Source organism: Acinetobacter sp. BY419, from assembly GCF_019038395.1.
In the GTDB taxonomy this organism is placed as follows: domain Bacteria; phylum Pseudomonadota; class Gammaproteobacteria; order Pseudomonadales; family Moraxellaceae; genus Acinetobacter.
Genome location: NZ_JAGFXZ010000020.1, coordinates 42,192 through 58,785, shown reverse-complemented (window position 1 = coordinate 58,785; position 16,594 = coordinate 42,192). Strand labels below are relative to the sequence as shown.

General features: G+C 43.3%; 19 protein-coding genes. 7 read left to right on the top strand and 12 right to left on the bottom strand.

The genetic code is table 11. From position 1 onward, the window contains the following. Window positions 1-254 precede the first annotated feature (254 nt). On the top strand, window positions 255-1,874 hold the full coding sequence (locus tag KUG37_RS09370) for a Na/Pi symporter (protein WP_216938265.1): 1,620 nt from the start codon (window positions 255-257) through the stop codon (window positions 1,872-1,874). Here KUG37_RS09370 and KUG37_RS09365 read toward each other — a convergent pair. From KUG37_RS09365 to KUG37_RS09350, 4 genes are all read right to left on the bottom strand, one after another. After that, window positions 1,840-3,219 carry a dihydrolipoyl dehydrogenase gene (locus KUG37_RS09365; protein ID WP_216938263.1) on the bottom strand — a complete coding sequence of 460 codons (1,380 nt, stop codon included), beginning with the start codon at window positions 3,217-3,219 and terminating at the stop codon, window positions 1,840-1,842. The two genes, KUG37_RS09370 and KUG37_RS09365, sit on opposite strands and share 35 nt — an antisense overlap. A gap of 81 nt (window positions 3,220-3,300) precedes the next feature. Beyond that, complete coding sequence (locus KUG37_RS09360; protein ID WP_216938261.1) at window positions 3,301-4,479, bottom strand: hypothetical protein; 1,179 nt, start codon at window positions 4,477-4,479, stop codon at window positions 3,301-3,303. A gap of 201 nt (window positions 4,480-4,680) precedes the next feature. After that, the gene (locus KUG37_RS09355; RefSeq protein ID WP_216938259.1) at window positions 4,681-5,103 is read right to left on the bottom strand and encodes a sulfur transferase domain-containing protein; all 423 of its coding nucleotides are present in this window, start codon (window positions 5,101-5,103) and stop codon (window positions 4,681-4,683) included. Beyond that, window positions 5,096-5,431, bottom strand: coding sequence for a TIGR01244 family sulfur transferase (locus tag KUG37_RS09350; RefSeq protein WP_216938257.1), 336 nt, complete (start codon window positions 5,429-5,431; stop codon window positions 5,096-5,098). Before KUG37_RS09350 ends, KUG37_RS09355 begins: the two co-directional genes overlap by 8 nt. A 125-nt stretch (window positions 5,432-5,556) precedes the next feature. Between KUG37_RS09350 and KUG37_RS09345 the strand changes: the two genes are divergently transcribed. The 3 genes from KUG37_RS09345 to KUG37_RS09335 are packed head-to-tail and all read left to right on the top strand — an operon-like array spanning window position 5,557 to window position 7,331. After that, window positions 5,557-6,453, top strand: coding sequence for an alpha/beta hydrolase (locus KUG37_RS09345; RefSeq protein WP_216940391.1), 897 nt, complete (start codon window positions 5,557-5,559; stop codon window positions 6,451-6,453). Further along, a complete protein-coding gene (trxC, locus tag KUG37_RS09340; protein WP_216937525.1) occupies window positions 6,454-6,885 on the top strand; it encodes a thioredoxin TrxC in 432 nt (143 codons plus the stop codon). It abuts the gene before it with no gap. Window positions 6,886-6,905: 20 nt separating this feature from the next. Next, window positions 6,906-7,331, top strand: coding sequence for an acyl-CoA thioesterase (locus KUG37_RS09335; RefSeq protein WP_216937523.1), 426 nt, complete (start codon window positions 6,906-6,908; stop codon window positions 7,329-7,331). Between the two features lie 53 nt (window positions 7,332-7,384). Here KUG37_RS09335 and KUG37_RS09330 read toward each other — a convergent pair whose 3' ends face one another. Together KUG37_RS09330 and KUG37_RS09325 are read right to left on the bottom strand one after the other, a co-directional pair. After that, on the bottom strand, window positions 7,385-7,891 hold the full coding sequence (locus KUG37_RS09330; RefSeq protein ID WP_216940389.1) for a DUF4442 domain-containing protein: 507 nt from the start codon (window positions 7,889-7,891) through the stop codon (window positions 7,385-7,387). Between the two features lie 28 nt (window positions 7,892-7,919). Further along, window positions 7,920-8,408, bottom strand: coding sequence for a YajQ family cyclic di-GMP-binding protein (locus KUG37_RS09325; RefSeq protein ID WP_216937520.1), 489 nt, complete (start codon window positions 8,406-8,408; stop codon window positions 7,920-7,922). 91 nt (window positions 8,409-8,499) lie between these two features. Here KUG37_RS09325 and KUG37_RS09320 point away from each other — a divergent pair, with 91 nt between their 5' ends. Beyond that, window positions 8,500-8,814: a rhodanese-like domain-containing protein gene (locus tag KUG37_RS09320; protein WP_216937518.1), complete on the top strand. Its 315-nt coding sequence runs from the start codon at window positions 8,500-8,502 to the stop codon at window positions 8,812-8,814. A 166-nt stretch (window positions 8,815-8,980) separates the two neighbouring features. Here the strand turns inward: KUG37_RS09320 and mnmC are convergent, their stop codons facing one another. From mnmC to KUG37_RS09300, 4 genes are read right to left on the bottom strand one after another with little or no spacing between them, the layout of a single operon-like run. Then, window positions 8,981-10,888, bottom strand: coding sequence for an FAD-dependent 5-carboxymethylaminomethyl-2-thiouridine(34) oxidoreductase MnmC (gene mnmC / locus KUG37_RS09315; RefSeq protein ID WP_216940386.1), 1,908 nt, complete (start codon window positions 10,886-10,888; stop codon window positions 8,981-8,983). Window positions 10,889-10,927: 39 nt separating this feature from the next. Beyond that, window positions 10,928-11,443 carry a hypothetical protein gene (locus KUG37_RS09310; RefSeq protein ID WP_216940384.1) on the bottom strand — a complete coding sequence of 172 codons (516 nt, stop codon included), beginning with the start codon at window positions 11,441-11,443 and terminating at the stop codon, window positions 10,928-10,930. Window positions 11,444-11,448: 5 nt separating this feature from the next. Continuing rightward, window positions 11,449-11,751: a YciI family protein gene (locus tag KUG37_RS09305; RefSeq protein ID WP_216937512.1), complete on the bottom strand. Its 303-nt coding sequence runs from the start codon at window positions 11,749-11,751 to the stop codon at window positions 11,449-11,451. Window positions 11,752-11,778: 27 nt separating this feature from the next. After that, window positions 11,779-12,390 carry a septation protein IspZ gene (locus KUG37_RS09300; RefSeq protein WP_216937510.1) on the bottom strand — a complete coding sequence of 204 codons (612 nt, stop codon included), beginning with the start codon at window positions 12,388-12,390 and terminating at the stop codon, window positions 11,779-11,781. Between the two features lie 44 nt (window positions 12,391-12,434). On the opposite strand from KUG37_RS09300, the gene KUG37_RS09295 reads away from it, so the two are divergent. Next, entirely contained in the window at window positions 12,435-13,286 is an 852-nt protein-coding gene (locus KUG37_RS09295; protein WP_216937508.1) for a PHP domain-containing protein, read from the top strand. Window positions 13,287-13,364: 78 nt separating this feature from the next. Here KUG37_RS09295 and KUG37_RS09290 read toward each other — a convergent pair whose 3' ends face one another. Both KUG37_RS09290 and radC read right to left on the bottom strand, forming a co-directional pair. Beyond that, window positions 13,365-14,276 carry a bestrophin family protein gene (locus tag KUG37_RS09290; RefSeq protein WP_216937506.1) on the bottom strand — a complete coding sequence of 304 codons (912 nt, stop codon included), beginning with the start codon at window positions 14,274-14,276 and terminating at the stop codon, window positions 13,365-13,367. 64 nt (window positions 14,277-14,340) lie between these two features. Continuing rightward, window positions 14,341-15,042 carry a DNA repair protein RadC gene (radC, locus tag KUG37_RS09285; RefSeq protein ID WP_216940382.1) on the bottom strand — a complete coding sequence of 234 codons (702 nt, stop codon included), beginning with the start codon at window positions 15,040-15,042 and terminating at the stop codon, window positions 14,341-14,343. A gap of 113 nt (window positions 15,043-15,155) precedes the next feature. On the opposite strand from radC, the gene coaBC reads away from it, so the two are divergent. Further along, window positions 15,156-16,430 carry a bifunctional phosphopantothenoylcysteine decarboxylase/phosphopantothenate--cysteine ligase CoaBC gene (coaBC, locus tag KUG37_RS09280; protein ID WP_216937502.1) on the top strand — a complete coding sequence of 425 codons (1,275 nt, stop codon included), beginning with the start codon at window positions 15,156-15,158 and terminating at the stop codon, window positions 16,428-16,430. Window positions 16,431-16,594: the final 164 nt, after the last annotated feature.

The window sequence follows — 16,594 nt, the reverse complement described above, 5'->3', positions numbered from 1 at the left end:
CTTCCCGAACTCAGAAGTGAAACCTCTTTGCGCTGATGGTAGTGTGGGGTTACCCATGTGAGAGTAAGTCATCGCCAGCTCATTATTCGAAACACCCCCTGTCTAAAGACAGGGGGTGTTTTTTTATACGCGGGATTTATAACGAAATTAAATATAGTAAAAATAATATTCTGAATTTACTCCAGGTTATTTGCTGTTTTTAAATCAGTCTGATTATGTTTTAATCGTTTAAATTTTAGAGCCTAGGAATATGCGTGTTTGAGGTATTTGCACAGCTGTGTGGCGGGATTGGTTTATTCCTGCTTGGCATGACTTTAATGACCGATAGTCTTAAAGATATCGCCGGTGAAACATTAAGACAGTGGTTGGGGCGGTTTACTGGTTCTCCTTTTAAAGCAATGACTTCAGGGATTGCTTTGACCTTGATTGTGCAATCTTCTACAGCCACGACTTTAGCAACTATTGGCTTTGTCAGCGCGGGTGTTCTTACTTTTTCGCAAGCGATTGGTGTCATTATTGGTGCCAATATCGGTACTACCAGTACTGGCTGGATGGTGGCTTTTTTAGGGTTAAAGCTTTCTATCGGGCAAGTGGCTTTACCTCTGATTGCCATAGGTGCTTTACTTAAAATATTAGCGCATGGACGTACAGCACTCACCGGCCTGGCACTTGCAGGCTTTGGACTGATTTTCTTTGGAATTGACTTGCTTCAGGTCGCAATGTCTGGTGTCGCAGAGCATCTTGACCTTTCAGTTTTCTCCACCAAAAGCTTTGCTTCCAAATTATTGTTGGTACTTTTTGGTTTGGTTATGACTGTAATTTTACAGTCCTCCAGTGCTGCGATTACGGCTACACTTGCAGCATTGGCAAGTCAGGCCATTCAGCTTGATCAGGCTCTCATGCTCGTTATTGGTCAGAATGTTGGAACGGTTGCAACTGCAGTGCTAGCATCCATTGGCGCAAATGCGAATGCAAAACGAACTGCTGCTGTACATGTCTGTTTTAATGTCGTGAGTGCGATTTTTGCATTTTGTATTTTGGTCCCCTTATTTTTATGGCTTCATCAACCGCAGTATTTTTTATCCAGTTGGGATAATGTAGTAATTGTTGCTGCCTTTCACACTGCTTTTAGTGTATTTGGTGCCTTGTTTTTTATGCCATTAATCGGGCCTTTTGAACGGCTGTTAGTGAAATATATTCCGGCACACGAAGATTCATTATTACAAGCTTTGGATGATGCCAGTTTGGCTGTACCCGCGGTAGCAATTAATACAGCAGAAAAAGTAATTTTTAAAACAGTAGGAACCCAGTATTTCTGGATACTTAAAGCCATCAAGTCGGCCGAACTGGTTTCGGCCAATGAGTTAAAACAGCAGGATGAATTAATTTATAAGTTACAGGATTATTTAGAAAAAATTATAGTGCCCGAAAATAGTCAAGATCAAGCCCGGCTATTTAGCTTGTTGAGGATCATGGTTTATTTAAAAGTATTACGTAGTGATCTGGAAAATCGAGAGTATGTATTAAATATCCGGACCCAACCTGCAATCTATCAGATTGCCCTGGACTTTATCCAGATAGTGGAAAATGAGGGAAATGTTCGACTGGATCTGTCTTCATTTGAAGATCTTGAACAACTCTATATAGAGCTGGAAAACTTAAAAAAATGGAGCAAACAGTATCATGCTGAATTACGAGAAAAAATAAATATTTATGCCTCTACTTATCAGTTGAATGCAGTGAAAACTTTGGAGTTGTTGGCGGCTCAGCGCTGGTTGGAGCGCTTGATTTCACATAGTCTTCGTCTGGTGAATGTGTTAAAGGATCGCCAACATTCCCTTATGGTTGCTGAAGTTGACGACGAGCATGTTTGAATGCAGATCTGAGGCCTTCTTCTAGCGTTGGGTGGTAAAAAGGTTTGGCAAGGATTTGATGAATATCCTGATCGGCATCAATCGTCCAGGCGAGAAGATGGGCAAGATGTTCAGCTTGTGAACAGAAGAGTTCTGCGCCTAATAATTTACCTGATTTTTTATCAATATAGACCTCGATGCCACCTTTATTTTCAGCGAGTACCAGCGCACGTCCCTGATTTTCATATGAGGCAAATCCTCGAATAAATTCAATCTTTTGCTGCTCTAGCTGTTTAAAACTTTGCCCGACTATTGCCATTTCAGGGTGAGAAAATACGATTGCCAATGGGGTGAGTACTGGAATCGGTTTAATCTCAGGATAATTTAAACAGTTATGAACTACCTGCTTACCCGCATGAGCAGCTTCGTGTTGAATAGGTGCATCAGGGGCGGCATCGCCCACTATAAATATCGGCATCTCTGCGAGTTGTTTGGTTTTTTTATTGATAGGCAGTTTTTTGATATCAGTAAAGGCGGGATCTAACCGATCTAAGTCCAAGCGGTCAAGATTAGTCTGACGTCCTGTAGCGCCCAGGATATAGTCAACCTCAATACTTTGAACTTGATCATGCTCAGTAAAATCAATCTTGATGTGATCAGCTTGTTTTTTAACTTGGTCTGGCAAGATTTTAAACTTGATGTTGATCTCTTGACTGAGTTCTTTTTGTGCTAATGACTGTAAAGTAGGGCTGCTTAAAGTGCCTATTTTCTGACTACGCGCAAACATCGTAGTTTTTACACCCAGTCGTTGCATGGCCTGAGCCAGTTCAATGGCAATCACACCACTCCCGATCACTGCTAAAGACTCAGGTAATTGAGACAGTTCAAAGATTTCATCAGAGCTTAGATATCTATCTCCTAATTCTTCCTTTAATGATTTATCGATATTAGGTCGTGAACCCACTGCAATAATAAAGCTTTTGGCTTGATAAGATTGTCCATTGACTTCGACTGTATGGGTATCAAGAAACTTCGCCTGACCAGAAATTTTATGTGAAGCTTCCCATTGATCAACACCTTTTAAGGTGGCGCGAATGAAACGTTCTCTTAAGCTATGTAGACGTTGCATCACACCTGAGGTATCAACTTTAGCATCATGTTGTAAAGCGAGGTCTTTCGAGAAATGAATATCGTGCATACGATTCGCAGACGAGATCAGCAGTTTACTCGGCATACAGCCTACACGAGCACAGGTCGTATCCCACGGACCCTCATTGATAATTAAAATATTCTGGGTGTATTTGATGGCTTCGTTATAGGCGCTAATTCCTGCAGTACCTGCGCCGATGATGATAAGGTCGTACATTGAAGATCTCTGATAAAATATACTTTATTTAACTATACAAAAAAGCCCTCTTCTAAAGAGGGCTTTTATAAAATAGTTACATTAATATTTTACATTTGTTGGAGAGGTCAAGATTGTTTGAATAGTGCCATTATTATTTGTTGAATTACCCTCATAGGTAACACTATCAATAATATGTTTGAATTTTAAAATACTACCATTTAAAGATTCTTTAAATCTGAAAATATTTTCTCCTTCAAAATGAATACTTGCAACAAAGTTTTTTTCATTTTTTGATGGAGCTTCATTTTCTACCCGTTTACCTACGATTGCACTTACATTTGGAATATCAAGAATTTGTTGTGCGTTCGCTTTGACTCGGTACGTTGCAAGTGCTGCTGGATCGCCAACAACTGAATTAATTTCGAAATTAACTGTTTCGACTTCAGGCGTATTTGGATTATCGTTAGTTAATACATCAAAACTTGAGTTGTTTTGCAGGACGTACAGTTCACCATCTGTAGAAGTCGGGTCTTTATAAATACTAAGCGCACCTTTAGTTTCTGTAGTTTCATCATCATAAGTTAGAGTAACCTCATATTCACTATTGGCTGCATTCATGCTTACAATACGCAATTGATCTGATTGTGTAAGACCCCAGGACTGCTTGTAAGGATATCCAAATACACCCGTTACCCAAATATCATTAAATTTTTTATCAGCATTTCGATTGTCAAAAATAATAATCATAGTTTTTCCAGTGAACTTATCAATCTGTTCATCTGAAAGTTTCATGCCTGTAAGTTCATTATCGTTAACATCAAAATCCCATGCTGAATATTTATTAGGGCTTACTCTATTTAACTGATTTTTGATGGTTAAATCGTTAAAAAGAATATAACAACTAGTATTTGTATATGTGCCTGAGCCCATACATTTTTCGCGATATACAAAAGCAGACTTATCTTGATCAAATAATTTTTTGGCATCTAAGGCAAGTTGTAAAGGGCCTTGTGCAAAAGCATTTAAAGCATGATCAATATATCCTTTAGCCATTTTTTCATCATTTGGATCGTAATTTCCAAATAAGAACTGGCCTTCACGTTTTATGGTGTCCAAGATTTGTTGAGGGGTTTGTTCACCAGATGGAATACTTGAATTATCGCCATTATTGGTTCCAGTTGAAGGGGATTTATCATAATAACCATCGCTACCACCGCCCCCGCATGCGGCTAAAAAACCTGATAAAGTGATTACAAACACACTTTTATTAAACTTCATGTTTTACCCCAAAATAATTATATAAAAGAATATAGTTTTACTATTTGTAAGATTATCATATAAAAAAAATGGCGCAAAGAGCACCATTTTCATTTGCTTAAACCTTATAGTGGAGTTCCCACATTCACACCCACAGTCGGCTTTAGATTCATTGAACTACAACCTGCGAATGCCAAACTACAACATAAAATAATCAATAACTTATTCATGAATCAATCCTTGAGATTTAGCCTGGTTAAACAAAGCTGCTGAACGAGTGCCACTACGACAGACCATCAAAATAGGTTTCGGTAATTCATTATAGTATCGAGCAAATTCCTCAATATTGGCCTGAGAAAGTTGGCCACTCACCACAGGTTGATAAATCACACTCACCTGAGATTTCTCCGCAATGGAGCGTAATTGACTTACCGACACCGTATTGCCAGATTCCTGATCCGGACGGTTTACAATCACAGACTTAAAGCCTTGCTGAATCAATTGCTCAAACTTATCCAATGTCATTTGTCCCGTAACACTTACCGTAGAGGTCAGTACACGACTAAGATCCTGTGCAGCAAAAACAAGTGACGTACAGCTAAAACAGCTTACCAGTACGACACTTTTCCAAAATGATTTAGTCATCCAGCAGGTCCATCTGTTTTGCCAGTTGATATAAATTATTCGAGCGGTTTCCAGTACGGCAAAACATCAAGATGGGTTTTGGTAGTTCATTATAATGATTGGCAAAAGTGCGTACATCAAGCTCAGTAATTTGACCAGCGACCACCGGCTGGAATACATAATCCAGACCTGCTGCACGTGCAGCTTCCTCAATCTGTGCACTGGTCGGCTGCTCAGCACCACCTTCCATGTCGGGACGATTGTTGATAATCGATTTAAAACCTTTCTCGACCACTTGAGTTATCTGTTCAGGATTGATTTGACCAGCAAAGCCTACTTTTTCACTCATGACGCCACTCCATCATTTCATTTATATCGATATGCTTTATGATAGCATTAAGCGGAAAACATGCTGAACCTGTTCTGAAATTTTTATAAATGATGATAACCATAAGATAACGCAATGGAGCGCGTATGCAGGCTTATACAGTTGAGCCACTGTATGTTAAAAGCGGCCAGGAAGTGATTGCTGCAGATTTTTATCGGCCTAAAAATATAGAAAAACCGGCCGTGATCTTGATGGCCCATGGTCTGGCTGCCTTACGTCAATTTAAACTGGTGCAATATGCCCAGCGTTTTGCCAGTGCAGGCTATGCAGTGGTTTTATTTGATTATCGCTATTGGGGTGGCAGCACCGGACGTCCACGTGAGCTGGTATCAATTTCTGCCCAGCTCGATGATTGGCGAACCATGATCAGCCATATTCAGGAACGCAAATCGATTGATAGTAAACGGATCGTGCTTTGGGGAACAGCCTTGAGTGGTGGGCATGTGTTAATGCTGGCCGCAGAACTTAAAAATATTCAGGCTGTGTTGGTACAGGTACCTTTTGTCGATGGGGCAGAAAGTGCCAAGCTTTATCCTTTGCAGCAACTACCCAAGGCGCTTAAAGTTTCCAGTCAGGATTATATGGGTGCCAAGGTCGGTATGGGACCGAAAACCCTGCCAGTGGTTGATCCGCATGAACTCTGTTTTATGCCGACACAGGACAGCTATGAAGGTTATTTGTCTATAGTCAATCCGGATTATTACTGGAGTGGTCACATTCCCGCTTGGGCATTCTTTCAAGTGATGCGTTATCGACCGATTCAGGAAGTAAGACAAATCACTATTCCGGTGCTATTTATTGCGGCAAAACTGGATAGTCTGATTCCTATTGAATCCAGTCGGGAAACTGCGACCAATATTGCACCATTTGTACAATATCATGAGTGGAATATCCGGCATTTTGATATTTATCATGGCGAATGGTTTGAAAAAGCAGTTTCGACCCAACTAGAATTCTTACATCAACATATTGGAGTGCGCTAGATGATTATTGTATGTCCGGAATGTCTGGCCAAAAACCGTGTCCCTGAGGATAAACTCACTGCGAATCCTGCTTGCGGTCAATGTCATCAGGCCCTGATTCCACTGGCACCGATTGAATTGAATGAGCAGAATTTCAGCCAGTTTGTCACGCATAGTGACTTGCCGATCCTGATTGATCTCTGGGCAGAGTGGTGTGGTCCCTGTAAAATGATGGCGCCGCATTTTGCGACTGTCGCGAAGCAATATCCAAACGTGGTTTTTGCAAAAATTGATACTGAAGCTAATCCGCGCTTAAGTTCAGCATTTAATGTTCGCAGTATTCCGACGCTGGTGTTGATGAATAAAAGCAACGAAATTGCTAGAATAAGCGGTGCATTACGATCAAGCGAACTGCAAAAATGGCTTGATCAGCAGTTAACTACCCAACCCTAATTCAAATGCCTGGAGTGAACGTGTCAGATTCTCAAGTAAAACCAGAGGGGATTCTTTCCCTACAGACGATCGCAATGCCTGCAGATACCAACTGGAGTGGTGATGTATTTGGTGGCTGGATTGTTTCACAAATGGACTTGGCAGGCGCGATTCACGCAGAGCGATTTTCAAAGGGACGTTGTGCCACGATTTCAATTAACCAGATGACCTTTCTGGTGCCAGTGAAAGTCGGGGATGTGATTAGCTGTTATACCAAAATTTTAAAAGTTGGAAAGACCTCCATCCAGATGGAAATTGAGGTCTGGGACAGTCATGATGATTCACGCCCACCGATTCGCGTGACAGAAGGTGTGTTTACCTTTGTTGCAGTCGATGTGAAAGGTAACAAGCGTCTTATTCCAGACGAAGCGAAACAGAAGTTCTTGGAATCACAGCCCGCCCAATAAATGGCTTAAAATAAAAATCCCGGCAATCAGAGCCGGGATTTTTATTGCAGAAATTATGATGATTTTTTCAGCTGATCTTTGGCAATCCAGGCCCAGAGCATTTCACATTGAATGGGGGCTTCACCTGATTCATCCGTGACCGTGACCTGAACCAGGGTTTCACCTTTATCCGAGTTTTGCATCAGGGCTTGCTGCTCCGACGTGAGCGTGGCAACGGCAGTCATGGCACCGCGTGTCGGGCGCTTAAAATCAACCTTTAAGCTTTTGATCAGTACAATTGCTGTATCAGGAACATTCATTGCCATCACAAAGCCGGTCGCTGTTTCTGCCAGTAAAGCCATGGCGCAGGCATGCACCTGACCAATATGGTTTTGCATGGCTTTATGGTTGGCGATTGTGACCACGACTTTGTCTGGACTCAGCTCTACATAGCGAATCTTGGCTGATCCCACCATTGGAACAACCCGGCCAAAAGTTTTACTCAATAAAGTACTGCGAATACTTGGAGGTAATCTGGAAGTGGCTTTTACCAGTTTGGTCAGTCGGTTGCTATGCATCATAATTCCTACTTTAAGACACAGAACGGTCTTAATCTTTAAAGTTGTTGAACTGTAAAGGCAGACCAAATTGCTGTTCTTTCAAGAATGCCATCACTTGTTGCAACGTATCGCGCTTCTTGTCGGTTACACGAATCTTGTCACCCTGAATAGAAGATTGCACTTTAATGCCACTTTCTTTAATGGCTTTATTAATTTTTTTTGCGGTATCAGAGTCAAGACCATCTTTGAGTTTGATTACCTGAATCACGTTTTTACCCGAAGCAGTCATTTTTTGCGGATCAAGTGCCTGAATATCGACTTTACGTTTAAAGAAGTGACTTTCGAGCATGCTATAGACCTGTTCACACTGGAAATCACTTTCAGTCGAGATTTTGATTTCCTTGTTTTTTTCATTCAGTTCAATAGAAACGTCTTGACCACGGAAGTCAAAACGGGTCGCAATCTCTTTTTGTACGTTTTGAACAGCATGATTTACTTCAAAAATTTCTAATTCAGATACAATGTCGAAAGAAGGCATGGTTTAGACCTTTACAAATGGAAAGAATATCTGAGATGCTAGGGATGTTTTCTTCATTTGCCAAGCGTTGTTTACATCAAAGGAGTGCACAATGATCCGTAAACAAGAAATTACAACATTTGAGTTCCCAGAAAATGCAGTTATCTGGGATGTACGCGATTCAAGTGCTTTTGCTGAAGCACACGTGAAAGGGGCGGTGAATCAGCCTATTAACGATCTTTCAGCAGAGAGCCTAACTCAGGTGTCAGCGGATCAACCCATTTACATCTTGTGTGGTGGGGGCAGTAAAGCTCCACGTGCTGCTGAAAAGCTAGAGGGTTTTGACAGCTCACGTGAATATGTCATTCTGATGGGTGGTACTCGTGCTGCCCGTGATGCAGGCTTACCGCTTGAACAGAATGCATAAAGCCTTCTGTTAATAAAAAAAGCGCCGCAAGGCGCTTTTTTTATGGGACGAAATTTCCCCTTTTCTTTAAGGAGAGGAAGAGGTAAGAAGTTTCTATAATATCAAATAAAACCCTCACCCTAGCCCTCTCCCATAGGGAGAGGGAACATGCTTAAAATAGAGGACTCTATATCTGAGGCTTAAAATAAGGTTTCTTGGTTTTCACTTTCTTTTGAAAACGCCTCACACTAAGTTTCTTCACTACACTGGATGGGACCGGACAGGCTTCAGCCAGAATCTGGGCGGCCAGAATTTCACTACAAAGTGGTGCAAACAGAAAACCTTTAGAACCCAGGCCAGCAAAGCTGTAGATTTCCTCATCCGCCTTCATTTTGCCGAGCAGAGGAAAATAGTCCTGACTTTGTGCCCGCACCGATGCACGGCCTTGCCAGGTATCAACTGAAGGTAACGATAGAGCATATTCTGGAAAAACACTATGGATCAGTTCGTAGTTATGTGCATGATCTTCTGCTAACACCTCGGTATCATCCCGACCTGGATAGAAAGAAGCGCCCAAGATCAGATGCTCAGCGTCCAGTTGCATACAATAGCCTCCATAGCTATAAGCCGTATTCTGGCTTAAAGGCTGAGCCTGATTGTCGACCCAACTGACCTGTCCGCGTATCGGTTTCAGAACCGGGTAATCTGCAAAAAACTGTCGGCTTTCCCGTGCCGTACAGACCAGCACATGATCAAATTCATCTACACCCTTGGCATTTGAAAATAGCCGAGGTTTTGCAGCAGCTTCAATATGGCCAATTTGCGCCTGCTTATACTGGATATTAGGATGCTGCAGAATTTCATCACGCAACTGATGCGGTGAAACAGCACCTGCTTCCAGCAGCGTTAAGCTCGGGAATGCAGTTTTAAGCTCTTGCGATTCTGCATTCTGTACACTCAGAATGCCTTGAGGATATTCACTTACTAAACCTAACAGCTGTTCAGGATTTTTTAAGGCCAATTGACTGACCTGAATCGGGCGGAAAGCCTTAAATTTCTGATAATGATTTAAGGCATGTTGCCAGGCCAAGGTCATCAGATGTTCATGGCTTTGCTCTACTGGGCAGAGTTTAGGGTTCAGCAAGGCCAGTGGATTGCCAGAGCCTCCCGAAAGCGGTGCTGTTTGATCGTAGATCGTGACTTGATGACCGCGTTGAGCGAATGCCCATGCGCTACTTAAACCAGCAATTCCAGCGCCAATCACGGCAATCTGGCGAGGTCTGGTATTAAGCTCTTTATCTAGCTCAGTTTTTTTTTGAGTGATCTTCTGATCTAAATCAGTTTCGTCTTCTTTATTTTCTTCATAAGGTATCCAGATGGCTTTCAGCATTTGACGTTTATGGCCGAAACCTCTGGGGCGTGAAATCGAAATTCCATGCTGCTTTAAGCCACGTTTCAATACCCCAGCCACACTGAATGAGGAAAAGGTACTTCCAAAATCTGATAGACGGACAATATTGCTTAAAACTTTTTCTTCCCACATGTCCGGATTGCAGGAAGGTGCAAAACCGTCCAGAAACCAGGCATTAACAGGCGCAGTTTTCTCCATCACCGGGAAGACATTGTGCGCATCACCCAGCCATAGATCCAGACTAAACCGTTCTTCAGGAAAATTGAGTCGATGACAGCCGGCAATCGGCATTGGATATTGGGAAATCAGTTGATCAGCCAGAGGTTTTAGTTCTGGCCAGGCATTTAAGGCTCGAGTCAGATCGGCTTTTGAAAGCGGAAATTTTTCAACTGAAATGGCATGCAGATGGCTATGATTATCTGGACGTACCTGTTGCCAAAGCTGCCACAGGGCCAGAATATTTAAACCGGTACCGAAACCCGTTTCACCCACACAGAAATATTCAAAAGGTTTTAAATTTGCCAGACGTGTACTGAGATCATTGCCATTTAAAAAGACATGCCGGCTTTCCAGCAAGCCATTGTCTATGGAAAAATACACATCACCAAATTGCTTGGACACAGGCACATCAATGCCGTCCACCAATTGCCAATCCAGATCGGCAGTTTGAATTGCGTGCGACAAAACGGGTACAACCTTAAAGATATCGGGAAGGGCTATAGCTTACCATTGACGGCGACGTTTGGTATAAACATAGCTCGCGATCAGGAAGCCGAGCAGTACACCGACAGCCAGGGTTGCGGCGCCGTAGAGGAACATCTGTGCACTGCGTTCGCTTTGCAGCACCTGTACCTGAACCCCCAGGTTGTCATTTTTCAGCTGCAATTCCTGATTCTGGGACAATGCTTCCAGATTGGCTTTTTCCAGTTGCTGCAAACGGGTGGCCTGATCTTTAACTAGGGCTTTGACCTTAGCCTCTTGCTGCGCTTTCAGCTTGGCGATTTCTTCTGCGGTTAAAGGCCTGTTTTCGGTAGGCGGCACCGGCTGTGCAGAAGACGCTACCGCAGGAATAATGGCAGGTTTGGGCGGAGACTGGGTCTGGACGGTCGCCGCTGTCCTTGGAGGTTGCGCTGTCTGATTTTCCTGAGTCACAGGAGCAGGATCAGGTGCAACTTCAACTGCCCATACTGGAGAAATCATAAAACATAGGCCAATGATACTGGCAGTAACAACACGCATGAACCTTATCCTTGAGGGAATGCTTTATTGAATTGTTTGATATCGATGTGTTCGTACACACCTTCTTTTAAAAAAGGTTCATCCTGTAACCATGTATCTAGCACTTCACGGCTGTCAAAATCGACAATGATGGTACTGCCATAAAAGCCGGCTTGTGGATTGGCCGGATCTTTAGGCATGGCACCCGCAACAATCAGGCGGCCTTCAGCATTTAACTGTTCCAGGCGTGCAAGATGTTGAGGGCGAATCGCGAGGCGTTTTTCAACTGTACCTTCCCGATCGGTACAGCTAACAACGAATAGTGGCATGATATTCTCAATGGTTTATAGTTGGACTTATTCAGCAGTTTTAAAGTATTTGCGCAATACAATAAACTGAATAATGATAAAGGAAAACATCACGATCATGTCACCGAATGCGGTAAATTCTCCCCAATATTTTCCATCCCTCCACAAATAGGCGAAAAAGGTATGCAGAGATGACATCAGCACAAACATGGCCACCCAGGCATAGTTCAGTCTGATCCAGCCTTTTTCACTGAGATTGAAAACCGGACCAAACAGACGCTGGATTAGAGGCTTTTTATCCTTACTAAACCAAGGAGATAATAAAAAGACACCGGCAAAGACCAGATTCAGTAATACCGCTTTCAGACGGATATAGAAATCATCGCTAAGCATCAGGGTGATGCCGCCAAAAATCACTGTCATAAACAACACAATCCATTGCTGCTTATCGAGACGGAATTTTTGCATGACAAACAATGCACCATAGATGACCAGCATGGAAATGATCAGACCTGTGGTTGCTACAAGAATGTGATTATTGTCGACACCCCCCGCAGAACCGATCAATTGCAGTAATTGATGGTCAGTGTCTTTTGGATCTACAGTTTTATATAAATAAAAGAAAATAATGAGTGGCACAAAGTCTAAAAGTGCTTTCATGTTAGAGTATCTAAATCTGATCAAATAAATGTCATAGTATAGAGATGCACGGCGTAGATTTACATACACATAGTAATATTTCTGATGGAACTTTAACTCCATCACAATTGGTCGAGGCTGCCATAGAGAAATCGGTGCATACTTTGGCATTGACTGATCATGACACTATGGATGGATTGGAGTTAGCGCAAGAAGCTGCTAAAAACCATGAGATTAAAATCATTTCCGGGGTGGAGATATCCAGTCAGTGGTCACGTCCAGCGACCCAGAAAAATTATGGCGTGCACATTGTTGCGCTGAATATGCAAAATCCTGAGCCTTTACAAAAAGCCCTGCAACAACAAAAAATCATTCGTGCCGAACGTTCCAAGCAAATCTGTGATTTATTAATTCCACTGATTGGTCAGGATATTTATGCCGATGTACTGGCCAAAGTAGATCAGATTCCGGATCGGGTCACCCGTACCCATATTGCAAAAACACTGGTAGAGAAGGGCATCGTGACCCGGGCGCAACAGGCCTTTGATAAATATATCAAGGAAGGCAAGAAAGCCTATGTCAAATTTGATGGACTGGGTCTGGAAGATACGATTCAGGTGATTCATGCCAGTGGCGGTTTTGCAATACTGGCACATCCGACCAAATATGATTTATCGGCAACCAATATCCGTTATCTGATCGAAATCTTTGCTAAGTTTGGTGGAGATGCAGTGGAACTGCCACCGGCGATCGATCCCAGTTCAACCCGGCAGATGGTGGATCGGATGATTGCGGAACATGGTCTGAAAGTTTCGATTGGCAGTGATTTTCATGGCGACCATATGCCCTGGATTAAACTCGGGAATGTACCGAGTCTCAAACCGGGCCAGATCGGAATCTGGGAGAGTTTTGTTTAGGAATTTCTTTATCCCAATTTTTTATTTGATAGAAGAATTGCCCTTCGCTGATAGCAAAGGGTGAGGGAAGCTAATCTATTAAAGCAAATTATGATCTTTGGCCTGAATTGGTGGTGGCGTTGCTTTGCCCAAAGTTCCTAGCAGTTCAATTTCAATGGTACGTACCATCGAATCTAGCGGCAAGTCATTACTCTGAGTACCAAAAGGTTCTTCAATTTCTGAACTTAAGGCGTCCAGTCCTAAGAAGGTATAAGCCAAAATTCCGACCAGCAAAGGCGTAAACAGACCTAAGGTTGAGCCCAGACTAAAGGGTAGAATAAAACAGAAAAAATAGACGGTACGGTTCAATAGTACCGAATAGGCAAAAGGCAAAGGCGTCGTTGCAATCCGGTCACAACCGGTCTGGACAATACTCAGTTCTGCCACGTGATTATTCATCTGCATATAGATGATGTCGGAAATTTCCCCGTCCTTTAACGCCTGCATCAATTCCCATTGAATCAGGCTTAAGGTATATTGCGGTGCATTGGCCTGCTGGTAGAGTTGGGTCACAGCCTGCTGGCTCATACCACTGGTTTCAACCAGTTCAGTCGGATTAGCTGTCTGATGGCGAAGGCGATCTCGCAGTACATTGGCAAAGACAATCACGTGCTGAATCACCCGTTCACGGCGACCTTGGGACAGCATCCGGCAATCCCGGTCAAAATGACGCGCATTGGCAATCAAAATACCCCAAAGTTTACGGGCTTCCCACCAGCGGTCATAACAGGCCGAATTCTTAAATCCGAGAAAGATCGACAGCACGACCCCAATCAGGGTAAAGCCGACTAGGGGTAATTCTGGAAAATGAAAAGAGCCAATATGTGACAAGCCACCGATAATGGCTGAAATCAGCATCACTACACCTAAAGGCGGTAAAACTTTAGGTAATATCGTCCCCCGCCAGGAAAACAGCAGTTTAAAAACACTCGGCTGGTCACGTACGATCATTTATTGGAATCATCACAATTTTTTAATGATCTTGTGGAGTTGTGCCTGCTTTGTCAAGTGCTATTCAAAACTGCATTTCAGGTTTGATGAGTTGCTGCTCAGCAAAGGAAAAACTGCCTTCCAGGGCGATAATGCAATGATCGATCAGATGGATATCTACCAGCTGGCAGGCCTGTTGAATCTGGCGGGTCAATGCCAGGTCGGCCTTGGATGGAGAGGGCCGACCTAGTGGATGATTATGCGCAATCACAATCGAGGTCGCCTGTTGGCTAATGGCATAACGCAGCAATTGGTTAATAGAAATATCACATGCATTGATTGAGCCATAAAACAGTTTCTTAAAGGCGATTTTTCTTAAACTGGCATCCAGACACAGTACGGCAAATACTTCCTGAGTCTCACCGAGCAGTTCAAAACGTAAATAGTCTCTTAGCCGCTTGGAATTGGTCAGTTCCAGTGCATCCTGCTTCAGGTGTTCGGCAATATAACGCCGTCCAAGTTCCTTGACGGCCATCAGTTGGGTGTATTTGCTGATGCCCATGCCATGAAACTGAATAACTTCCTGTAAAGGGGCATCGAGTAACGCAGTCAAATGACCAAAATGCTGAATCAGCAAACGAGCCAGATCAACTGCCGAATGCTGCTGTGAACCCGAGCGCAGAAAGATGGCGAGTAGTTCGGCATCAGAGAGACTTTCTGCCCCATATTGGATTAAGCGTTCTCGCGGCCGTTCTTGTTCCGGCCAGTTTTTAATAGAAAATTGCATGATGATTATACTTATTTATTATGAATTATCAGTTTTCCCGCAAGCCGATCTCTTGGGAATGCGATTATTTAATGCTATTGTGAGCCCCACTGCAACAGCAAGGTAATCTGTTCGTGAGCTTTGATCTAAGTGTAATTCCGCATAAAAATATCATTCTGGCCGTCACTGGCGGTATTGCTGCCTATAAAAGTGCGATTCTGGTTCGTCGTCTGAAAGATGCCGGATTTGATGTGCGGGTGGTGATGACCCACGGTGCACAGGCTTTTATTACACCTTTAACTTTTCAGGCCTTATCGGGCAATCCCGTACATACCGAATTGCTGGACCCTGAAGCAGAAGCCGGCATGGGACATATCGAGCTGGCACGCTGGGCAGATCTGTTAATGGTAGCACCAGCTAGCTGTGATACCTTGGCAAAATTTGCAGCAGGTCTGGCGGATGATCTGTTAAGTACTTTATATCTGGCGACGAAAGCACCGGTCTGGGTGGCACCTGCCATGAACCAGCAAATGTGGGCAGCCAAAGCCACCCAGCGCAATCTTGCGACACTGATCGAAGATGGTGTGCATGTAATCATGCCGGATGCCGGTTCACAGGCTTGTGGTGATGTTGGCTTGGGCCGTATGCCTGAACCAGAAGATTTAGCCCGGCAGGTGACCGAATATTTCCATAAAGCCCAGCGTGCAATTGCCGAAAAATTTGGTCTGCTCGCTGGAAAGCAGGTCACAATTACCGCAGGTCCGACCCGCGAGGCGATTGACCCAGTACGTTATATTTCCAATCACAGTACCGGGAAAATGGGCTTTGCACTGGCCGCAGCCTGTTATGCTGCAGGGGCAAATGTCACCTTGATCGCAGGTCCGGTGAGTTTGGGTACGCCAAATGGCGTGAAACGTAAGAATGTATCTTCTGCCGTTCAAATGCTGAATGAAAGTATGCAAATGCTGGAAAATGGTTGCGATATTTTTATCGCTACGGCGGCAGTGGCTGATTATCGTGTGGCGGCAGTGGCCGAGCATAAAATCAAGAAAGCTGGGGATGAACTGAATGTAGCCTTGGTGAAAAATCCGGATATTGTCGCAACCATTGCCCAGCAGGAAAAGCGACCATTTATGGTCGGTTTCGCTGCAGAAACCCGCAACATTGAAGAATATGCTGCAGGTAAATTGGTGGCGAAAAAACTGGATATGATTGCCTGCAATGATGTTTCGCGTGCGGATATCGGTTTTGCTTCGGATGAAAATGCTATGACGGTATTCTTTGCCGAGCAATATCAGCTCGATAAACGTGATCTCGAAAAAGCCTCCAAGCAGGAAATTGCCCAGCAGTTGGTCGAAGCCATTCATGATGCCTTGCATCGTGATCCGTCCAGTGACGATGATTTTTAGAACGATCTGTATAAAAAAGGCCCTGAATTAATCAGGGCTTTTTTTAACTGGTTTTTTATTATTAATTCAAAAAAATCCTTAAAAACCATAAATATTTAGTCTTAATCGAAGCGTTGTTTGTTTATTGTTTTTGTAAAAAAGCATAAAATGGGTCACAGAATAAG

Excerpts from the sequence above, each read along its gene's own strand:
- KUG37_RS09365 (WP_216938263.1), bottom strand. The coding sequence starts at position 3,219 with ATGTACGACCTTATCATCATCGGCGCAGGTACTGCAGGAATTAGCGCC.
- KUG37_RS09360 (WP_216938261.1), bottom strand. The coding sequence starts at position 4,479 with ATGAAGTTTAATAAAAGTGTGTTTGTAATCACTTTATCAGGTTTTTTA.
- KUG37_RS09355 (WP_216938259.1), bottom strand. The coding sequence starts at position 5,103 with ATGACTAAATCATTTTGGAAAAGTGTCGTACTGGTAAGCTGTTTTAGC.
- KUG37_RS09350 (WP_216938257.1), bottom strand. The coding sequence starts at position 5,431 with ATGAGTGAAAAAGTAGGCTTTGCTGGTCAAATCAATCCTGAACAGATA.
- KUG37_RS09345 (WP_216940391.1), top strand. The coding sequence starts at position 5,557 with ATGCAGGCTTATACAGTTGAGCCACTGTATGTTAAAAGCGGCCAGGAA.
- trxC (WP_216937525.1), top strand. The coding sequence starts at position 6,454 with ATGATTATTGTATGTCCGGAATGTCTGGCCAAAAACCGTGTCCCTGAG.
- KUG37_RS09330 (WP_216940389.1), bottom strand. The coding sequence starts at position 7,891 with ATGATGCATAGCAACCGACTGACCAAACTGGTAAAAGCCACTTCCAGA.
- KUG37_RS09325 (WP_216937520.1), bottom strand. The coding sequence starts at position 8,408 with ATGCCTTCTTTCGACATTGTATCTGAATTAGAAATTTTTGAAGTAAAT.
- KUG37_RS09320 (WP_216937518.1), top strand. The coding sequence starts at position 8,500 with ATGATCCGTAAACAAGAAATTACAACATTTGAGTTCCCAGAAAATGCA.
- KUG37_RS09310 (WP_216940384.1), bottom strand. The coding sequence starts at position 11,443 with ATGCGTGTTGTTACTGCCAGTATCATTGGCCTATGTTTTATGATTTCT.
- KUG37_RS09305 (WP_216937512.1), bottom strand. The coding sequence starts at position 11,751 with ATGCCACTATTCGTTGTTAGCTGTACCGATCGGGAAGGTACAGTTGAA.
- KUG37_RS09300 (WP_216937510.1), bottom strand. The coding sequence starts at position 12,390 with ATGAAAGCACTTTTAGACTTTGTGCCACTCATTATTTTCTTTTATTTA.
- KUG37_RS09295 (WP_216937508.1), top strand. The coding sequence starts at position 12,435 with ATGCACGGCGTAGATTTACATACACATAGTAATATTTCTGATGGAACT.
- KUG37_RS09290 (WP_216937506.1), bottom strand. The coding sequence starts at position 14,276 with ATGATCGTACGTGACCAGCCGAGTGTTTTTAAACTGCTGTTTTCCTGG.
- radC (WP_216940382.1), bottom strand. The coding sequence starts at position 15,042 with ATGCAATTTTCTATTAAAAACTGGCCGGAACAAGAACGGCCGCGAGAA.